Origin of the sequence: Kamptonema sp. PCC 6506 (assembly GCF_000180455.1) — a bacterium.
GTDB classification, from domain to species: Bacteria; Cyanobacteriota; Cyanobacteriia; order Cyanobacteriales; family Microcoleaceae; genus Kamptonema; species Kamptonema formosum.
The window spans coordinates 47034-62548 of record NZ_CACA01000130.1; the positions used below are offsets into that span (position 1 = coordinate 47034).

14 protein-coding genes are annotated in these 15515 nt (G+C 45.9%); 9 read left to right on the forward strand and 5 right to left on the reverse strand.

The window, feature by feature from the left end:
* Positions 1-6 precede the first annotated feature (6 nt).
* The 4 genes from OSCI_RS07630 to OSCI_RS29740 form a co-directional block, all read right to left on the reverse strand.
* Positions 7-456: a hypothetical protein gene (locus OSCI_RS07630; RefSeq protein ID WP_007354323.1), complete on the reverse strand. Its 450-nt coding sequence runs from the start codon at positions 454-456 to the stop codon at positions 7-9.
* 150 nt (positions 457-606) lie between these two features.
* Entirely contained in the window at positions 607-1320 is a 714-nt protein-coding gene (locus OSCI_RS07635) for a PHP domain-containing protein (RefSeq protein WP_007354324.1), read from the reverse strand.
* A 117-nt stretch (positions 1321-1437) separates the two neighbouring features.
* Positions 1438-2718 (reverse strand): HetZ-related protein, encoded by a 1281-nt coding sequence (locus OSCI_RS07640; RefSeq protein ID WP_007354325.1) that lies wholly within the window; start codon positions 2716-2718, stop codon positions 1438-1440.
* A gap of 294 nt (positions 2719-3012) precedes the next feature.
* A complete protein-coding gene (locus tag OSCI_RS29740; RefSeq protein WP_157135548.1) occupies positions 3013-3285 on the reverse strand; it encodes a hypothetical protein in 273 nt (90 codons plus the stop codon).
* A 325-nt stretch (positions 3286-3610) separates the two neighbouring features.
* Between OSCI_RS29740 and rpsL the strand changes: the two genes are divergently transcribed.
* The 6 genes from rpsL (at position 3611) to OSCI_RS07670 (ending at position 9871) form a co-directional block, all read left to right on the forward strand.
* Positions 3611-4000, forward strand: a complete 390-nt coding sequence (gene rpsL / locus OSCI_RS07645; RefSeq protein ID WP_007354328.1) for a 30S ribosomal protein S12 — start codon at positions 3611-3613, stop codon at positions 3998-4000.
* A 241-nt stretch (positions 4001-4241) separates the two neighbouring features.
* Positions 4242-4712, forward strand: coding sequence for a 30S ribosomal protein S7 (gene rpsG / locus OSCI_RS07650; RefSeq protein WP_007354329.1), 471 nt, complete (start codon positions 4242-4244; stop codon positions 4710-4712).
* A 242-nt stretch (positions 4713-4954) separates the two neighbouring features.
* Positions 4955-7030, forward strand: a complete 2076-nt coding sequence (gene fusA, locus OSCI_RS07655) for an elongation factor G (RefSeq protein ID WP_007354330.1) — start codon at positions 4955-4957, stop codon at positions 7028-7030.
* A 199-nt stretch (positions 7031-7229) separates the two neighbouring features.
* A complete protein-coding gene (gene tuf / locus OSCI_RS07660; RefSeq protein WP_007354331.1) occupies positions 7230-8459 on the forward strand; it encodes an elongation factor Tu in 1230 nt (409 codons plus the stop codon).
* 156 nt (positions 8460-8615) lie between these two features.
* Entirely contained in the window at positions 8616-8924 is a 309-nt protein-coding gene (gene rpsJ / locus OSCI_RS07665) for a 30S ribosomal protein S10 (RefSeq protein ID WP_202796229.1), read from the forward strand.
* Positions 8925-9100: 176 nt separating this feature from the next.
* Entirely contained in the window at positions 9101-9871 is a 771-nt protein-coding gene (locus OSCI_RS07670) for a class II glutamine amidotransferase (RefSeq protein WP_007354333.1), read from the forward strand.
* 315 nt (positions 9872-10186) lie between these two features.
* Here OSCI_RS07670 and OSCI_RS07675 read toward each other — a convergent pair whose 3' ends face one another.
* Positions 10187-11362, reverse strand: coding sequence for a DUF58 domain-containing protein (locus OSCI_RS07675; RefSeq protein WP_007354335.1), 1176 nt, complete (start codon positions 11360-11362; stop codon positions 10187-10189).
* Positions 11363-11497: 135 nt separating this feature from the next.
* Here OSCI_RS07675 and OSCI_RS07680 point away from each other — a divergent pair, with 135 nt between their 5' ends.
* The 3 genes from OSCI_RS07680 to OSCI_RS07690 all read left to right on the forward strand — a co-directional run bounded on the left by OSCI_RS07680 (position 11498) and on the right by OSCI_RS07690 (position 15515).
* Positions 11498-12748 (forward strand): type IV pilus twitching motility protein PilT, encoded by a 1251-nt coding sequence (locus OSCI_RS07680; protein WP_007354336.1) that lies wholly within the window; start codon positions 11498-11500, stop codon positions 12746-12748.
* A gap of 372 nt (positions 12749-13120) precedes the next feature.
* Positions 13121-13798 (forward strand): hypothetical protein, encoded by a 678-nt coding sequence (locus OSCI_RS07685; RefSeq protein WP_007354337.1) that lies wholly within the window; start codon positions 13121-13123, stop codon positions 13796-13798.
* Positions 13799-14084: 286 nt separating this feature from the next.
* Positions 14085-15515: an MFS transporter gene (locus OSCI_RS07690; protein ID WP_007354338.1), complete on the forward strand. Its 1431-nt coding sequence runs from the start codon at positions 14085-14087 to the stop codon at positions 15513-15515.

The following is a 15515-nucleotide window of genomic DNA, read 5'->3' on the forward strand; positions in this document are numbered from 1 at the left end:
TTCAATTTAGAAGTTCACACCACCCTGAATATTCCCGTCAATCCTGCCGACTGCTTTACCGCCCGTCATCTGACCTATCGTCTGTCCTTCGTTATTCTCGACAGTCTGGGTAATTTGTGTTCCACTAGCAGCAACCGATCCTTCCTGCATGATTTGGGCGATCGCCTCTACTAAATCAGGGTTTTCTTTCAGCAAAGTTTCTAATTCTTCCTGAAATACCGCTTGGCGAGGCTTACTATCCGGCTTTGCTGCTACCTGTTCAGCCGCAACTTTGGCATCTTCCTTAGCTTCAACTTTGGGGTGTAGCTTGTCCCAAATTTTTTTCGCCTTATTCCAACCTTCCTCCCCCAATTTAGCGCCCGCAGTTTCGGCTGACTTCTCACCGAACTTGAGCAAAAAGGGGAGAAAAGGAGTGATAAAAGGAGCGATCGAAGTCGTTAGCGTGATGGCATCCATAAGTTTTAACCAAAGGTAATTTTAGAATCTTATACACCTGCCCTTAAGCATATTCCTGAAAAATCATATTTAACAACCGCAAAAGTTCTAGGTACGGCTGTATTTACGGGTAGCAATCATCGCTGCTGACTCTTGCATAAATCCTGTTGATTAAAGCTTCTGCAACAAATTAACACCATGAGTATCAGTCCCACAAGTATTAAACAAACCCCAATCCTTAGCAAGCTCTTTAACTAACATAGTTTGCTGAGGACTCGGACACCAAGGAATAGGATTACCATAAGCATAAAAAGTCTCTACCCCATCAATTCCAAAACTTGCCGCCTCTGGAATTAACTTATTAGGTGAAAGCCGATAGCGACAAGGATGAGCCAACACTGCTAAACCTCCAGCCTGATGAATCGCATCAATTACATTTTCCGCCAGATAAGCATCTCCAATCGCAGTTTTACCATGCAAATAAGGCTGTAAACTAGAATGTCCTGGCTCAAAAGCATAGCCGAGAATATGTACTTCAATATTCAACAAATTTGCACTAATTTCTATGCCAGTCCACAGATTAGGCGTTATTAATTTACTCTCAGAATCATTTAATATCCAACGCTCCAACCAAATCTGAGCTTGAAAATAGCCATTTGTACTATGATGATCGGTAATAGCTAACCCCTTCAAACCGATCGCGATCGCAGACTCCATCAACTCATCTGGCCGTAGCTGCCCATCAGAACAAACAGTGTGCAGATGAAAATTGTAAGAACCCGGACAGCTATCAGCATCAAGACCTTGAAAAACTTCCTTGAGCGCAAGCACCGTAGGAGTCCTCGGCCTTTCTAAATTTAAACCCGGAGCCAGATTGACAGTCATACCGTCACCACTAATATTAACCTTGTCTAATATATCGAATTTCTTTTGGCGCAGTAGTAGGAAATGGGGCGGGGAAATCCCGCCCTCGCCTGGGGGGGTTAAACAAAGTGTCTAGACTCATTTGGCGTTACCCACATTTGCAGGAGTAGTGCTATTACGGCACTGCGAAGCCATATCCAGTAACCCTGCCCACCGTTTTTGCACTTGTTTGAGAGTACATTTAAGAGCAGATGCGATCGCCTTATCGCTCTCTTGATTCCGCTTCAATTCCAGCAGTTGTAGCTGTTCTTCTGAAAGCGTTGCCTTAAAAGCTTCCCACTGTACCGAAGTCATACCCAACTTTTGATCCAAATCAGCACCCAACCATTGGTGTACCAGTTTCCAGTTTTGGGTACGAGCAAACTTTTCCACATGGTACTTGAAACGTTGTTGTAGATAGTCCCGTTGGCGGGGAGAAAGACCCAGAATCCGGTCAATGTCGGAAGCTGAGAGGTCTTGGAGTTTCAAAGTCAGATAGTCAATACACTCCGACTGACCTTGAGATTGCAAATATTCTATCAACTCCGAGACCACGCGATCGCGCAACACCGCCTCCGCCGGATCGACAGACTCAGAAACCATCTGTTCCCTTACCTGCTGCATCGCTGCTGAGCGACTGTGAGCTTCCGCTTCTTCGCCCTTACCCGATTCTACGGCCATTTCAATATCCAAAGCAGTTTCGGGAGGTTGGCCCTTAGCAAAACCCTGAGCCCGAAGTACAATCAATCTTTGGCGAGAACGTCCCGGCAAACCAATTTGACGTTTGGCATATTGTTCCGTGAATGCCATATACTCCGCTAATTCTAATTGAGTACGCGGTGTATAGTCAGCCGCCATTTGGTGTTCCCGACGAAAAGCTCTCAGAGCTTCGATGTAAAATCCTTGCAGGAAATCTTCAATCATGTTGTAACGAGCTTGGAAATTTAAGTTAGCTCGAAAAGACGCAACATGACGGTAAATCATTGCCGCTAGATGAGAATGTAGCTCAACGCGACCCTGTTTGGAACCCAAGCGGTAGTATTCCAAGCACTTTTGCAAACGGTGACGGGCTAAGGTAAGCTGCCAAGATTGAACATCACCAGAAATTTGGATGCGATCGCTCTTTTGACAAATCCGTTCCACTTCTAAAGCGATTCGCATTGCCACCGTTTGAGCGCTTCTGGTCGTTGATTTCAGTGCTGCTTGCAATTCCTTGAGCATGAAATCCGCCAGAGTAATCGTATCAAAGCCTAGCTCAGAACTCTTTTCAGCGGCATTCAAATTAGTAGAGCGTACAGGAGCAGCCTCTTCAACAGTTGTCAGCATGGGAGCGATCGGAGAATTGTTAGTGGCGGGGGAGTTAGCAAACTTGACAGACATGGTTTTACCTCTGGTAATGCACTGAACGACTGCGTGGAAAGGGTAGAAGATATAGAGGGTGAATGGCTGGTTTCCTTTGGGTTTGAATCCGCTTGCCTGATTCAACTCTCTACACTTTGAATGTTAGGGAGGTAGAGAGGATAAGAGTGACCCTAGTGTTCCACTCTCTCAGGCAACTACATTTTGCTGATTACCGTTACCTGGAATGTCACCACTCTCAAGTTATGTTTCATTGCCTTAAACCCTTACTGCCTAAGCAATTTGAGCGATACCAGAGGTGTAGTAACCCCCTTGTCAAGTGTGGGTTGCTATACTCCCATAGAGTAGACGATCTGCTAACTGGTTCCCTAGAAGGATGCGGAAAGGGGGGAGATGGGGGGATGGGAAGATGAGGGAGATGGGGAGGATGGGGAAGGTGGGGAAGGTGGGGGGATGAGGGAAATCGGAAAAATATGGCTTTGTTGTTTTTGCTTCTTCGTTGTTCTCTCTACTACTTCCGCTACAAATTTGAACGATCGCCATTAAGCCATTAAGTAGATGAGTAGGAAAATACATTAAGTCTGTCATTGCGAGTGAAACGAAGCAATCGCAGGGGCGATCGCAAATAAACATTCTGTTACACAGCCAGGTTTATTTGTGTCTACCTACTTACCATCGTCCCGACAGTTTTAACTCACTACACCGACCAGTCCCAAATTCCCAATCCCAAATTCCCAATCCTAAATTCCCCAATCTCTTGCCAAAAACAGTTAAGTCATTTACAATGGAAGGTCTGGTATCCCCACCCAAACATATTTCCCCCAAAATCCCATCCCTGCCAAGGGGAAGGGTATTTCAGTGCGGATTCCATTTAAAGTAGAAACTAGCGACAAAGCTAAACGAGCCCTAACTCATGCCCACTATTCAGCAACTTATTCGCTCTGCACGAGAAGAAACGCAGAAAAAGACTAAATCCCCAGCTCTCAAGAGTTGCCCTCAGCGTCGTGGGGTCTGTACAAGAGTTTACACGACCACACCCAAAAAACCAAACTCAGCACTACGAAAGGTAGCGCGGGTGCGCCTAACCTCTGGTTTTGAAGTAACAGCCTACATTCCAGGCATTGGTCACAACCTCCAAGAACACTCAGTAGTGATGATTAGAGGCGGTCGGGTCAAAGACTTACCGGGAGTGAGATACCACATTATTCGTGGAACTTTAGACACCGCCGGAGTAAAAGACCGCAAACAAGGGCGTTCCAAATACGGAGCCAAACGTCCCAAAGCTGGCGCTGCCAAAAAATAAGAATCTAACCGCGATCGCGCAGTTAAAGGCGACAACGCTTGCTGATTTAATTATTTATCAGCAAAGTGAAATAGCAACCGCCAAGGTAACTAAAAAGTTCTGAATTGCTGAAGCCATTGCTTTTATTTCCTTGTGCCTTCTGCTATATAGCCAGCCAAGTTCCTCAAAGCCTGTGGCGATCTCACGCATCTGGGCCCAATCAAAAAGCCAAAATCAAAAATCACGCATCCAAAATTAAACTATGTCTCGCCGTAGGGTTATTCAAAAACGTCCGATTCCCGCTGACTCGGTTTATAACAGCCGCCTAGTCACGATGATGGTACGCCGCATTATGCAAAGTGGGAAAAAATCAGTTGCGTCAAACATTATTTACGATGCAATGAAAACCATCCAAGAACGGACGGGGGCCGATCCTTTGGATCTGTTTGAAAAAGCTGTCAAAAATGCAACACCTCTAGTAGAAGTGAAAGCGCGGCGGGTAGGCGGCGCAACCTACCAAGTCCCAATGGAAGTGCGCTCTGACAGAGGCACTGCTTTGGCCTTACGTTGGTTGATCCGGTTTGCACGGGCTAGAGCTGGTCGCTCCATGTCGATTAAGCTAGCGAATGAATTGATGGATGCCGCCAATGAAACGGGCAGTGCCATTCGTAAGCGCGAAGAAACCCACCGGATGGCAGAAGCAAACAAAGCTTTTGCCCACTATCGGTACTAATTTTAGAGACTGGGGATGCTGGCAAGAGAGGAATAAAGCTTATCTGTAGCCATCTCTCAAAACTCCCAACTCTTCCCCAGTTGCCTTGGGCTTTTAGCAAATGTTTGTGTGAACAAATCTTGCAAAAAATATTAAAATGTAACAGTAAACTCCATGTACGAGTCAGCCAGCTCGGTTGTTATGACTCGATATTATGTAGTATTATTGTAATATAACAGCAACACAAACTAAAGGAGGTAGCTGTGGCACGTTCCGTCCCGCTTGAGAGAACACGCAATATTGGTATTGCCGCCCACATTGATGCGGGCAAAACAACAACGACTGAAAGAATCCTGTTTTATTCCGGCGTGGTTCACAAGATGGGTGAAGTCCACGAGGGAACAGCAGTTACCGACTGGATGGCTCAAGAGCGGGAGCGTGGAATCACCATTACTGCCGCTGCCATTACTACCAGTTGGAAAGATTACAAGATTAATATCATTGATACTCCGGGTCACGTAGACTTCACAATTGAAGTTGAGCGATCGATGCGGGTATTGGATGGAGTAATCGCCGTATTTTGTTCAGTCGGCGGAGTCCAGCCCCAATCTGAGACAGTCTGGAGACAAGCCGATCGCTATAAAGTACCTCGGATTGTATTCGTAAACAAGATGGATCGCACGGGTGCGAACTTCTATAAAGTTTACGCTCAGATTTGCGATCGCATGAGAGCCAACGCCGTCCCCATCCAGATCCCCATCGGTAGCGAAAGCGAATTTAAAGGGATTGTCGATTTGGTAAAGATGAAAGCCTACATCTACACCACCGACCTCGGCACCGACGTTGAAGAAACCGAAATCCCTGAAGACCTCCAAGAGTTAGCCCAAGAGTATCGCACCAAATTAGTCGAATCGGCGGCAGAAACCTCCGACGACCTAATGGAAAAATACTTTGAAGGGCAAGAACTCACAGAAGCAGAAATCATGTCTGCCCTGCGGAAAGGCACGATCGCAGGTACGATCGTCCCCATGCTATGCGGTTCCGCCTTCAAAAACAAAGGCGTGCAGCTCTTGCTAGATGCAGTGATCGACTACCTACCCTCCCCCTTAGAAGTTCCCCCAATTCAGGGAACCTTGCCCAACGGCGATACAGCCGAACGGGGAGCCGATGACAATGCGGCAATGTCCGCCTTGGCATTCAAAATCATGGCAGACCCCTACGGCCGTCTGACCTTCGTGCGAGTTTACTCCGGAATCCTCAAAAAAGGCAGCTACGTGATGAACTCCACTAAGGACAAAAAAGAGCGGATTTCTCGCTTAATCGTCCTTAAAGCCGACGATCGCATCGAAGTAGACGAACTTCGAGCCGGCGACTTAGGAGCAGCCTTGGGTCTCAAAGACACCTTTACCGGCGACACGCTCTGCGATGACACCGCTCCCATTGTTCTGGAGTCGTTGTTCATCCCCGAACCCGTGATTTCCGTAGCGGTCGAACCCAAAACCAAAGCCGACATGGAGAAACTCTCCAAAGCTCTGCAATCTCTCTCCGAGGAAGATCCTACCTTCCGAGTCAGAGTTGACCACGAAACCAACCAGACAGTCATCGCCGGTATGGGCGAACTGCACCTGGAAATTCTGGTTGACCGGATGCTGCGAGAGTTCAAAGTCGAAGCCAACGTCGGCGCACCCCAGGTAGCCTACCGCGAAACCATTCGCAAAGCCGTCCGCGCTGAAGGCAAATTCATCCGTCAAAGCGGCGGTAAAGGTCAGTACGGCCACGTCGTCATCGAACTGGAACCTGGGGAACCAGGAACCGGCTTTGAATTCGTCTCCAAAATTGTTGGTGGCGCTGTACCCAAAGAGTACATCGGCCCCGCAGAACAAGGGATGAAAGAAGCTTGCGAATCCGGCATTGTCGCTGGCTATCCAGTGATCGACCTTAAAGCCACGATGGTAGATGGGTCTTACCACGATGTAGACTCCTCCGAAATGGCATTTAAGATCGCCGGCTCAATGGCCATCAAAGAAGCCGTGATGAAAGCAACGCCCGTGCTGCTAGAGCCTATGATGAAAGTAGAGGTCGAAGTGCCCGAAGATTATATCGGGAACATCATCGGCGACCTCAACTCTCGCCGGGGTCAGATTGAAGGTCAAGAGACGGAACAAGGACTTGCCAAAGTTGCGGCCAAAGTTCCTTTGGCACAAATGTTTGGTTATGCCACAGACATCCGCTCGAAAACCCAAGGTCGCGGGATCTTCACAATGGAATTCAGCCATTACGAAGAAGTCCCCCGCAACGTGGCTGAAGCCATCATCGCCAAGAGCAAAGGGAACTCTTAATTGTTAGTGGTTAGGAGTTAGTAGTTAGTTGCCAACTCAAAGCAACTAACTACTAACCACTAACAATTAACTAATGACAACTAATTGTTAGTGGTAGGGTTAAGGGTTAGTAGTTAGTTGTAAACTTAAAACAACTAACTACTAACAACTAACAAGTAACTACTAACAACTAATAACTGACAAAGGAACAGAATCAAGAATGGCACGCGCAAAATTTGAACGGACGAAACCCCACGTAAATATCGGCACTATCGGTCACGTCGATCACGGCAAAACAACTTTAACCGCCGCAATTACGATGACCCTATCTGCCCTTGGTCAGGCTAAGGCTAGGAAGTATGATGAAATCGACGCTGCGCCTGAAGAAAAAGCGCGGGGTATTACGATTAACACAGCTCACGTCGAATATGAGACGGAACAACGGCACTACGCTCACGTAGACTGTCCCGGTCACGCTGACTATGTGAAAAACATGATCACTGGTGCTGCTCAAATGGACGGCGGTATCCTCGTGGTATCAGCAGCAGATGGCCCCATGCCTCAAACCCGCGAACACATCCTACTTGCCAAGCAAGTTGGGGTTCCTAGTCTGGTTGTCTTCTTGAATAAAGAAGACATGGTAGACGACGCAGAACTACTGGAACTGGTGGAACTGGAAGTTCGCGAACTCCTGAGTTCTTATGATTTTCCCGGCGATGATATCCCCATTGTGACTGGTTCGGGATTGAAGGCTCTCGAAGCGATGACTGCTAATCCCAAGATCAAGAAAGGCGAGAATGAGTGGATCGATAAGATCTACAAGCTGATGGAAGAAGTAGACGCTTACATTCCCACCCCAGAACGCGAAATTGACAAGCCCTTCCTGATGGCAGTTGAAGACGTATTCTCGATTACTGGTCGGGGTACGGTGGCTACTGGCCGGATCGAACGCGGAAAAATTAAAGTTGGCGAAACTGTGGAATTAGTGGGTATTAAGGATACTCGCAGCACTACCGTAACTGGTGTGGAAATGTTCACCAAGTCTCTGGAAGAAGGTCTGGCTGGCGACAACGTGGGTCTGCTGCTTCGGGGGATTGAAAAGAAGGATATTGAACGGGGCATGGTAATTGCTAAGCCCAAATCGATTACTCCTCATACTCAGTTTGAATCTGAAGTTTATATCCTTAAGAAGGAAGAAGGCGGCCGACACACGCCGTTTTTCTCCGGCTACCGCCCTCAGTTCTACGTCCGCACGACGGATGTAACTGGTACGATCAATCAGTTCACCAGTGATGATGGTAGCGAAGCTGAAATGGTGATGCCGGGAGACCGCATCAAAATGACAGTGGAACTGATCAACCCGATCGCTATTGAACAAGGGATGCGTTTCGCTATTCGCGAAGGTGGCCGCACTGTAGGTGCTGGCGTTGTCTCCAAAATCCTCAAGTAGGACTCCGCTAAAATTAGGTGGAGCAGAAAAGCTGCAAAATGTCAATAAGCTTTTCTGCTCTTCTAATTTGTAGTTAACAGTTAACAGTTAACAGTTAACGGTTAACAATAAAAAAACAACTGAACCTAGAAAACTAAAGAAAATCAAATGGCAACTATCCAACAACAAAAAATCCGCATTCGCCTCAAAGCCTTCGATCGCCGTATTCTTGACGCATCTTGCGAGAAGATTGTAGATACAGCAAACCGGACTGCGGCAACTGCGATCGGCCCGATTCCCTTACCTACGAAACGGCGGATATTCTGTTTGCTGCGATCGCCCCACGTTGATAAAGATTCACGGGAACACTTCGAGACTCGTACTCATCGCCGCATTATCGACATTCATCAGCCTTCCGCTAAAACTATTGATGCTTTGATGAAACTGGACTTGCCAGCCGGTGTGGATATTGAAGTGAAACTTTAGATTAGTTTCCGGCAATTTGTAAGGGCGAAGTGTTTGCATCAGGGAAATTCTGTTTTTACAGAGATTCGGGGGCAAATAGTTCGCCTTTACACATAAAATAAACATAATATTAGAGATAATATTAGACATAATTATTAATCTCAATTATTAATCTCAATTCCAGAGATCCAAAATCCATGTGCCAACTGCTAGGAATGAACTGCAATGTGCCAACGGATATTTGCTTTTCTTTTGAGGGCTTTTCCGCAAGAGGCGGCAAAACAGATATTCACGCTGACGGTTGGGGCATTGCCTTTTTTGAGGGTTTGGGATGCCGTCTGTTTTTAGAAGCTCAACCTTCCGTCAGTTCTGCTGTAGCCAAATTGTTGCGGGGCTATCCTATCCATTCTACTAATGTAATTGCCCACATCCGTAAAGCTACTCAAGGTGAAATTACTCTAGAAAACTGTCATCCTTTTCAGCGGGAACTGTGGGGTCGCTATTGGGTATTTGCTCATAACGGTAATTTGCCCGAATTTGAGCCGGAAAATGCAGGTTTTTATCAAGCAGTCGGTCAAACTGACAGTGAAAAAGCATTTTGTTTGATACTAGAAACTTTGCGGCAACACTTTCCTCAAAGTAAACCTCCATTAGAAGAACTTTATTCAGTTCTCGCAGATATTAGTAAAATTCTGGCAGCAAAAGGTGTATTTAACTATTTGTTTTCGGATGGAGAACACTTATTTGCACATTGCTCAACGCTGCTAACTTATATTGTGCGTCAAGCACCTTTTGGTACTGCTCATTTAGTTGACGAAGACTTAACTTTAGATTTTCGAGAGTTAACGGGGGAAAGCGATCGCGTGGCTGTAATTGCTACTGTTCCGCTTACTGATAACGAAGTTTGGACGCAGATGCAGCCGGGGGAAATGTTAGTATTTCAGGATGGGTTGCCACTCAAATTTTAAGGCAAGCAAGTAGGCTGTGGGTAAAAACTTCAATTTGTGGTACTAAACGGCGAAAGTATTTAGAGGAAAATATCGGTGCTTCCCGTTAGATTTTGCTTCTTCCTTCTGCCTTCGGCTATGTTGAAACACGAGAATGGATTTTTGAATTGAGAAAAAGCTCTTGGGAGTCTTGCCGTGTTTCGACCCCAAGAGCTTTTTCTTTTGATTTAGAAACTTAAACCTACTCCTCACACAAATCAATCATCCGTCAAAAGAGCATAAATGTCTATACCTCTAAAGGCATACTTGGTTAAAAATTACTCTTGCCCACTCTCTCTAAACGCGACTTAGAACCCTCTGGAGTTGAAGTTCCAACGGCTCATCCCGGCGAATCTCCAAACCTGGAAAATCGTACTTTCCGAGGATTTTTTCCCCTTTCAACACCTCTTCTGGCGACCATAGCAGCCATCGGCTACCAGGGGGAAGACTGCTCAAACTCCCTGGATTTTGACTCAGCCAGATTAAAGGAACCCTCGGCAAATCAAAAGCCACATCTTCACCCGCATTCACTGCTGCCAAAGCTTCCAACACCCCTCTACTGCTACTAACTTCCCCCGTCCCCGCCGTCCAGAGCTTGACGTTAAGCTGGCGCTTGCTAGCATAGAAATACAGGGATGCAGCCGCAATGACTGCTTGTTCAAAATCTGAATGTTGCCAAGTAGCAGCGCTGTCTAAGGTGATAGTAATTTCCTGGCTACCTGTAGAGATTTCTAACTCCCGCACTCTGAACTCTCCGTAACGCGCGCTGGTTCGCCAGTGAATCAAACGGGTCGGGTCTCCATGTCGGTAGGGTCTCAGTGTGCGGGTAATACCCTCTGTAGCCATTTGCGATCGCTTACTCTCGTAAAATTGCGGACTTTCTTGTTGACCCATGCGATCCACCAGAGGACAGGTGGTCAAGGGCAAAACTGTAGGATATACAATTGCCACAGCCTTAGCACTCCGGCTGCGGCGACACCAAAATAACCCCAAAGGCGCTGCTGTTCTCAGTTCTACTTCATTCCACCGATAGACTCCCCGTTGCTGTGTAGGATGATAGTATGTGTCTAAGTAAATACCCTGAGAAGGTATGACTTCAATGGCATGGGGTGTGGGTTGTCCGAGTACAAAGGGTAGAATATCTAGGACTTGCAACAGGGTTTTGGGTTGGTCGGCGGGGTTTTCGATTTCTAATTCGATCGTTAGTTGGTCGCCAACGCTGACTGGCTGAATTGGTCGGCGGCGGACTTGCAGGGGTTGAAGCGATCGCGCAGGCAATACAGCAGCCATCCCTAGCATTGCCAAAATCACGCCGCTGATGACATATAACCATCCTGCCATCGTATTCGATGCAGCTCCAAAAAAGAATAAGGCTAGCGAGCCTAGCAGCCAACCCGCGTAGGCAGGGGCAACCCAGTGAGTTTCTAGCCAGTAGGTGATTTGATGACCGGTTCTGATAACAGGAGTATTCATTTCTAAGCGCTAATTGCTAATTGGGGATTGCTAATAGTTAATTGTAAATTCTTCTGAATCGTTAGCCGTTAATTAGTCTTTAGTAATTAGCCAGTTTTTAGCAATTAATACTGTTTTACCGCAGGAGACAAAGAAATGAACCAATTAAATAATGCTACGCCCGTTCGAGCTGAAGCTCATGGCCGCAGGGCACACCTGCCCCCACCCCCACCACCCCCGATGCCATCGGGGGTACAAGCTGCTCGTCACCATGAAGATGTACCCGATACTTCTATTGAGCAAATGGTGAAAGCTGCTCATGGTAGCAAAGCTTCTGACATTCACATTCGAGTTGGCCAAGTTCCCCGATTTCGGATTCGCGGTGAGATGGTAGTACCTGGAAATCAGGTGATGACTACACCAGAAATTTTTGAACATTATTTGGCAGAAATTCTTACACCCTCCCAACGCAGGCAATTTGCAGAAACGAAAGAGTTAGATACGGCGATTTTTTACCCCGGTTTGGTGAGGTGTCGGGTAAATTGTTTTGATTCTTTAAGTGGTGGTGCTATAGTATTGCGTCTGATCAATTTGAATATTCCTTCAATTGATGAGTTGGGGTTGCCGCCAGTTCTGAAAAATATTATCTGTCGCAAGCAAGGATTAATCTTGATTACAGGGCCGACGGGTTCGGGTAAATCTACGACCTTGGCGGCGATGATCGACCACCTGAATGCAACAGAATCGAAGCACGTAGTTACAATTGAAGACCCGATTGAATACATTCACCCTTCTAAAAAGTGTTTAGTTAGTCAGCGGGAAGTTGGTTTACATACTCATGAGTTTGAACAGGCTTTGCGGGCAGTTTTGCGCGAAGATCCAGATGTAATCTTGATCGGGGAAATGCGCGATCGCGTTACTATTAATACAGCTTTGCAGGCAGCTCAAACTGGACACTTAGTGTTAGGTACTCTCCACACTCGCAGCGCTATCAATTCTGTGAATCGGTTGTTAAACCTTTACCCACCTGATGAACAGGAGGCGATGCGAATTCAGGTTTGTGACTCGTTAGTGGCGGTAGTTGCTCAACTATTACTTCCGACTGTGGATAATCGCCGGGTGGCAGTTCACGACATTTTGGTGAATACGCCTGCTATGCACGATTATCTGATGAAAGGTGACGATGAAAACGCATTTAGATTGATGGAAACTGACACTTACGAAGGGATGCAAATTATCAATCAGGTGCTCTATGCGTTGGTGCTGGAAGGGAGAATTACAATTGAGGAAGCAGAAAAAGCTTCGCCGGAAGCAAGCGATTTAGATCGGCGCTTGCGGACGGGAGGTTATGATGCAAATTCTGCTCGCGAGTTTAAAGGTAGAGACAAGGCTCCGTCTTACAGGTAATTGTTAACTGTTAACGGTTAACGGTTAACTGTTTTGATTTGGGGTTCTCGCATAAGCGATCTCAAATCCGGGTTTGATATCTCCTCGATCGTTTGGCGATTGAAATCGCTACTACACAAACAAAGTCCGCCTGCGCGGACTAAAGAATAAAGGGGGTATTTAAGCCGGATTGGTATGATATCAAATTCGGTTTATTACCCGTTTGATCTTATAGTCCGCGTCGGCGGACTTTGTTTGTATAGCCGCGATTTCTAATCGCCAGGACTTATATAGTTTTCAACGCCGATTTTGTATGAGAACCCTTTGCTGGTAAAATAGACAAGGTAGAATTGTACCAAATTTACCTGTAACTTGTGAGCCGACAGTTGTAAAATGAGACAAACTTCTCTGAATGCGAGCGCGATCGCTATTTTCGCGGTGACAATTTCCACTTTGTTGGGCCCAGCGTTAAATTTACCGCAAGCAGTACCCGCGATCGCCACTTTTTGCCTGTTAGGGTTAGCTGCATTCGATACTTTCCAATGGCAAGGTCAAGGCAGTGCTATTTTATCAGATGTGTTGGCGGGAAGTTCTGACGATCGGCGCGATCGCATTCTCCGCCATGAAGCCGGACATTTCCTAGTCGCCTATTTATTAGAAATTCCCGTCAGCGGCTACGCACTTAACGCTTGGGAAGCTTTTAAACAAGGTCAAACAGCACAAGGCGGGGTTAGATTTGAAGACCAAGAATTAGCATCACAAATGCAAAAAGGTGCATTTTCCGTTCAACTTTTAGATCGATACTGTACCGTTTGGATGGCCGGAATTGCTGCTGAAAATTTAGTTTATGGCAATGCTGAGGGAGGAGCGGAAGATCGCAATAAAATTAGACTGATTTTATCACAATTGCGCCGTCCTGCGTCTGAATTTAAGCAAAAAGAAAATCGGGCATTATTGCAAGCTCGCAATCTTATAGAAAATCATAAACTAGCTTATGAAGCTCTAGTTGAGGCCATGAAAAAGCGAGAACCTGTTGCTGAATGTTATCGAGCGATACAGCAAAACTTGTAAATACACTGAATTCAGTAAATCTTACCTATAACTGAATTATAGATCGCATCTTGTACCATTCTCAAAAGCTTGTAAGGAAAGAGTTGCTAATACCTTTAAACAGTAAACTAAAGACTAAAAAAGCTGTACTCGCACCACAGCCCTTGAGCTTTTTATTGACAAAAATGTAAAATCAATATATTATCAATTGGCAAATTCAAATCTAGAAATTAATATTAGGGTGAATCGCAAGCTATACTCCTAACTACGCAGGCTCCACCTGCTTAACAAATCCTTGCCAAATTTTATGAGCAATACCCACCTTCCTCTCCGTCCGATCAGCAATCTAGAACCGAAAAAACTCAGTTTTGCTACCAAATTAGCTTATGGTGCAGGCGACATGGGCCCCGCAATCACTGCAAATATCCTAGTATTTTTCCTGCTGTTTTTCTTCACAAATGTTGCTGGTTTGCCTGCGGGGTTGGCAAGCAACATTCTCCTAATTGGCAAGGTTTGGGATGCTGTGAATGACCCAATTGTAGGCGTATTAAGCGATCGCACAAATCACCCTTGGGGCCGTCGCTACCCTTGGATGATATTCGGTGCAATTCCCTTCGGTATCTTCTTCTTCTTACAGTGGATTGTTCCCAGTACAAATCATACAGTTCTGTTTTGGTACTATGTGATTATCGCCATCCTTTTTAACACCGCTTATACTGCCGTTAACCTCCCCTACACGGCCCTTACTCCAGAACTAACAAAAGACTACAACGAACGCACTAGCCTGAATAGTTTTCGATTTGCTTTCTCCATTGGGGGGAGCATTCTCTCATTAATCTTAGCACAAGTTATCTTTGCGGCAGTTAAAAACGATCCGATTAAACAATACATAATTTTGGGTGCAGTCTGTACAGTTATCTCAGTATTGCCAATATTCTGGTGTGTTTTAGGAACACGCAATCATGTTGCCTCTCAGCAGGAAAGCCAAGAAGAAGCAGATCGTTCGGCCTCATTGCCACTAGCAGAACAGTTGCGAATTGCATTTAGCAATCGACCGTTTTTGTATGTAATTGGGATTTATCTATGTTCCTGGTTAGCAGTGCAGTTGACCGCTTCTATTCTGCCTTACTTTGTGGTTAATTGGATGCAAATGCCAGACCACGTTTTTACCCAAGCTGCGATCGCAGTTCAAGGTACTGCTTTAGCCATGTTATTTGTCTGGAGTGAAGTCAGTCGGCGATATGGTAAAAAAGCCGTTTACTTTATGGGAATGAGTTTGTGGATTATCGCACAAGCTGGACTCTTTTTCTTGCAACCTGGACAAATTTGGCAAATGTATGTACTCGCAATTATGGCTGGCGTTGGAGTTTCTACTGCCTATTTAGTACCTTGGTCGATGATACCAGATGTGATTGAACTCGACGAACTGCAAACTGGGGAGCGACGAGAAGGTGTTTTTTATTCATTTATGGTGTTGTTGCAAAAAATCGGATTAGCGTTGGGTTTATGGTTAGTAGGACAATCTTTACAAGTAGCAGGATTTATAGCGACTGTTCCGGGACAACCAGCGCCAGTGCAACCTGCTTCTGCACTTTTTGCTATTCGCGTATCCATTGGCCCCTTGCCAACTATTGCCTTAATTGGTGGTTTAGTTCTAGCTTATTTCTATCCGATTACGAAAGAAGTTCATGCAGAAATATTATTGAAGCTTAAAGAGCGACAAGCTGAACATGATTAG

Bases quoted from the DNA above. Each gene is read 5' to 3' on its own strand.
- OSCI_RS29740 (WP_157135548.1), bottom strand. From the start codon at position 3,285: ATGACAGACTTAATGTATTTTCCTACTCATCTACTTAATGGCTTAATG.
- OSCI_RS07670 (WP_007354333.1), top strand. From the start codon at position 9,101: ATGTGCCAACTGCTAGGAATGAACTGCAATGTGCCAACGGATATTTGC.
- OSCI_RS07680 (WP_007354336.1), top strand. From the start codon at position 11,498: ATGAACCAATTAAATAATGCTACGCCCGTTCGAGCTGAAGCTCATGGC.
- OSCI_RS07630 (WP_007354323.1), bottom strand. From the start codon at position 456: ATGGATGCCATCACGCTAACGACTTCGATCGCTCCTTTTATCACTCCT.
- rpsL (WP_007354328.1), top strand. From the start codon at position 3,611: ATGCCCACTATTCAGCAACTTATTCGCTCTGCACGAGAAGAAACGCAG.
- tuf (WP_007354331.1), top strand. From the start codon at position 7,230: ATGGCACGCGCAAAATTTGAACGGACGAAACCCCACGTAAATATCGGC.
- OSCI_RS07685 (WP_007354337.1), top strand. From the start codon at position 13,121: ATGAGACAAACTTCTCTGAATGCGAGCGCGATCGCTATTTTCGCGGTG.
- rpsG (WP_007354329.1), top strand. From the start codon at position 4,242: ATGTCTCGCCGTAGGGTTATTCAAAAACGTCCGATTCCCGCTGACTCG.
- OSCI_RS07690 (WP_007354338.1), top strand. From the start codon at position 14,085: ATGAGCAATACCCACCTTCCTCTCCGTCCGATCAGCAATCTAGAACCG.
- OSCI_RS07640 (WP_007354325.1), bottom strand. From the start codon at position 2,718: ATGTCTGTCAAGTTTGCTAACTCCCCCGCCACTAACAATTCTCCGATC.
- OSCI_RS07675 (WP_007354335.1), bottom strand. From the start codon at position 11,362: ATGAATACTCCTGTTATCAGAACCGGTCATCAAATCACCTACTGGCTA.
- OSCI_RS07635 (WP_007354324.1), bottom strand. From the start codon at position 1,320: ATGACTGTCAATCTGGCTCCGGGTTTAAATTTAGAAAGGCCGAGGACT.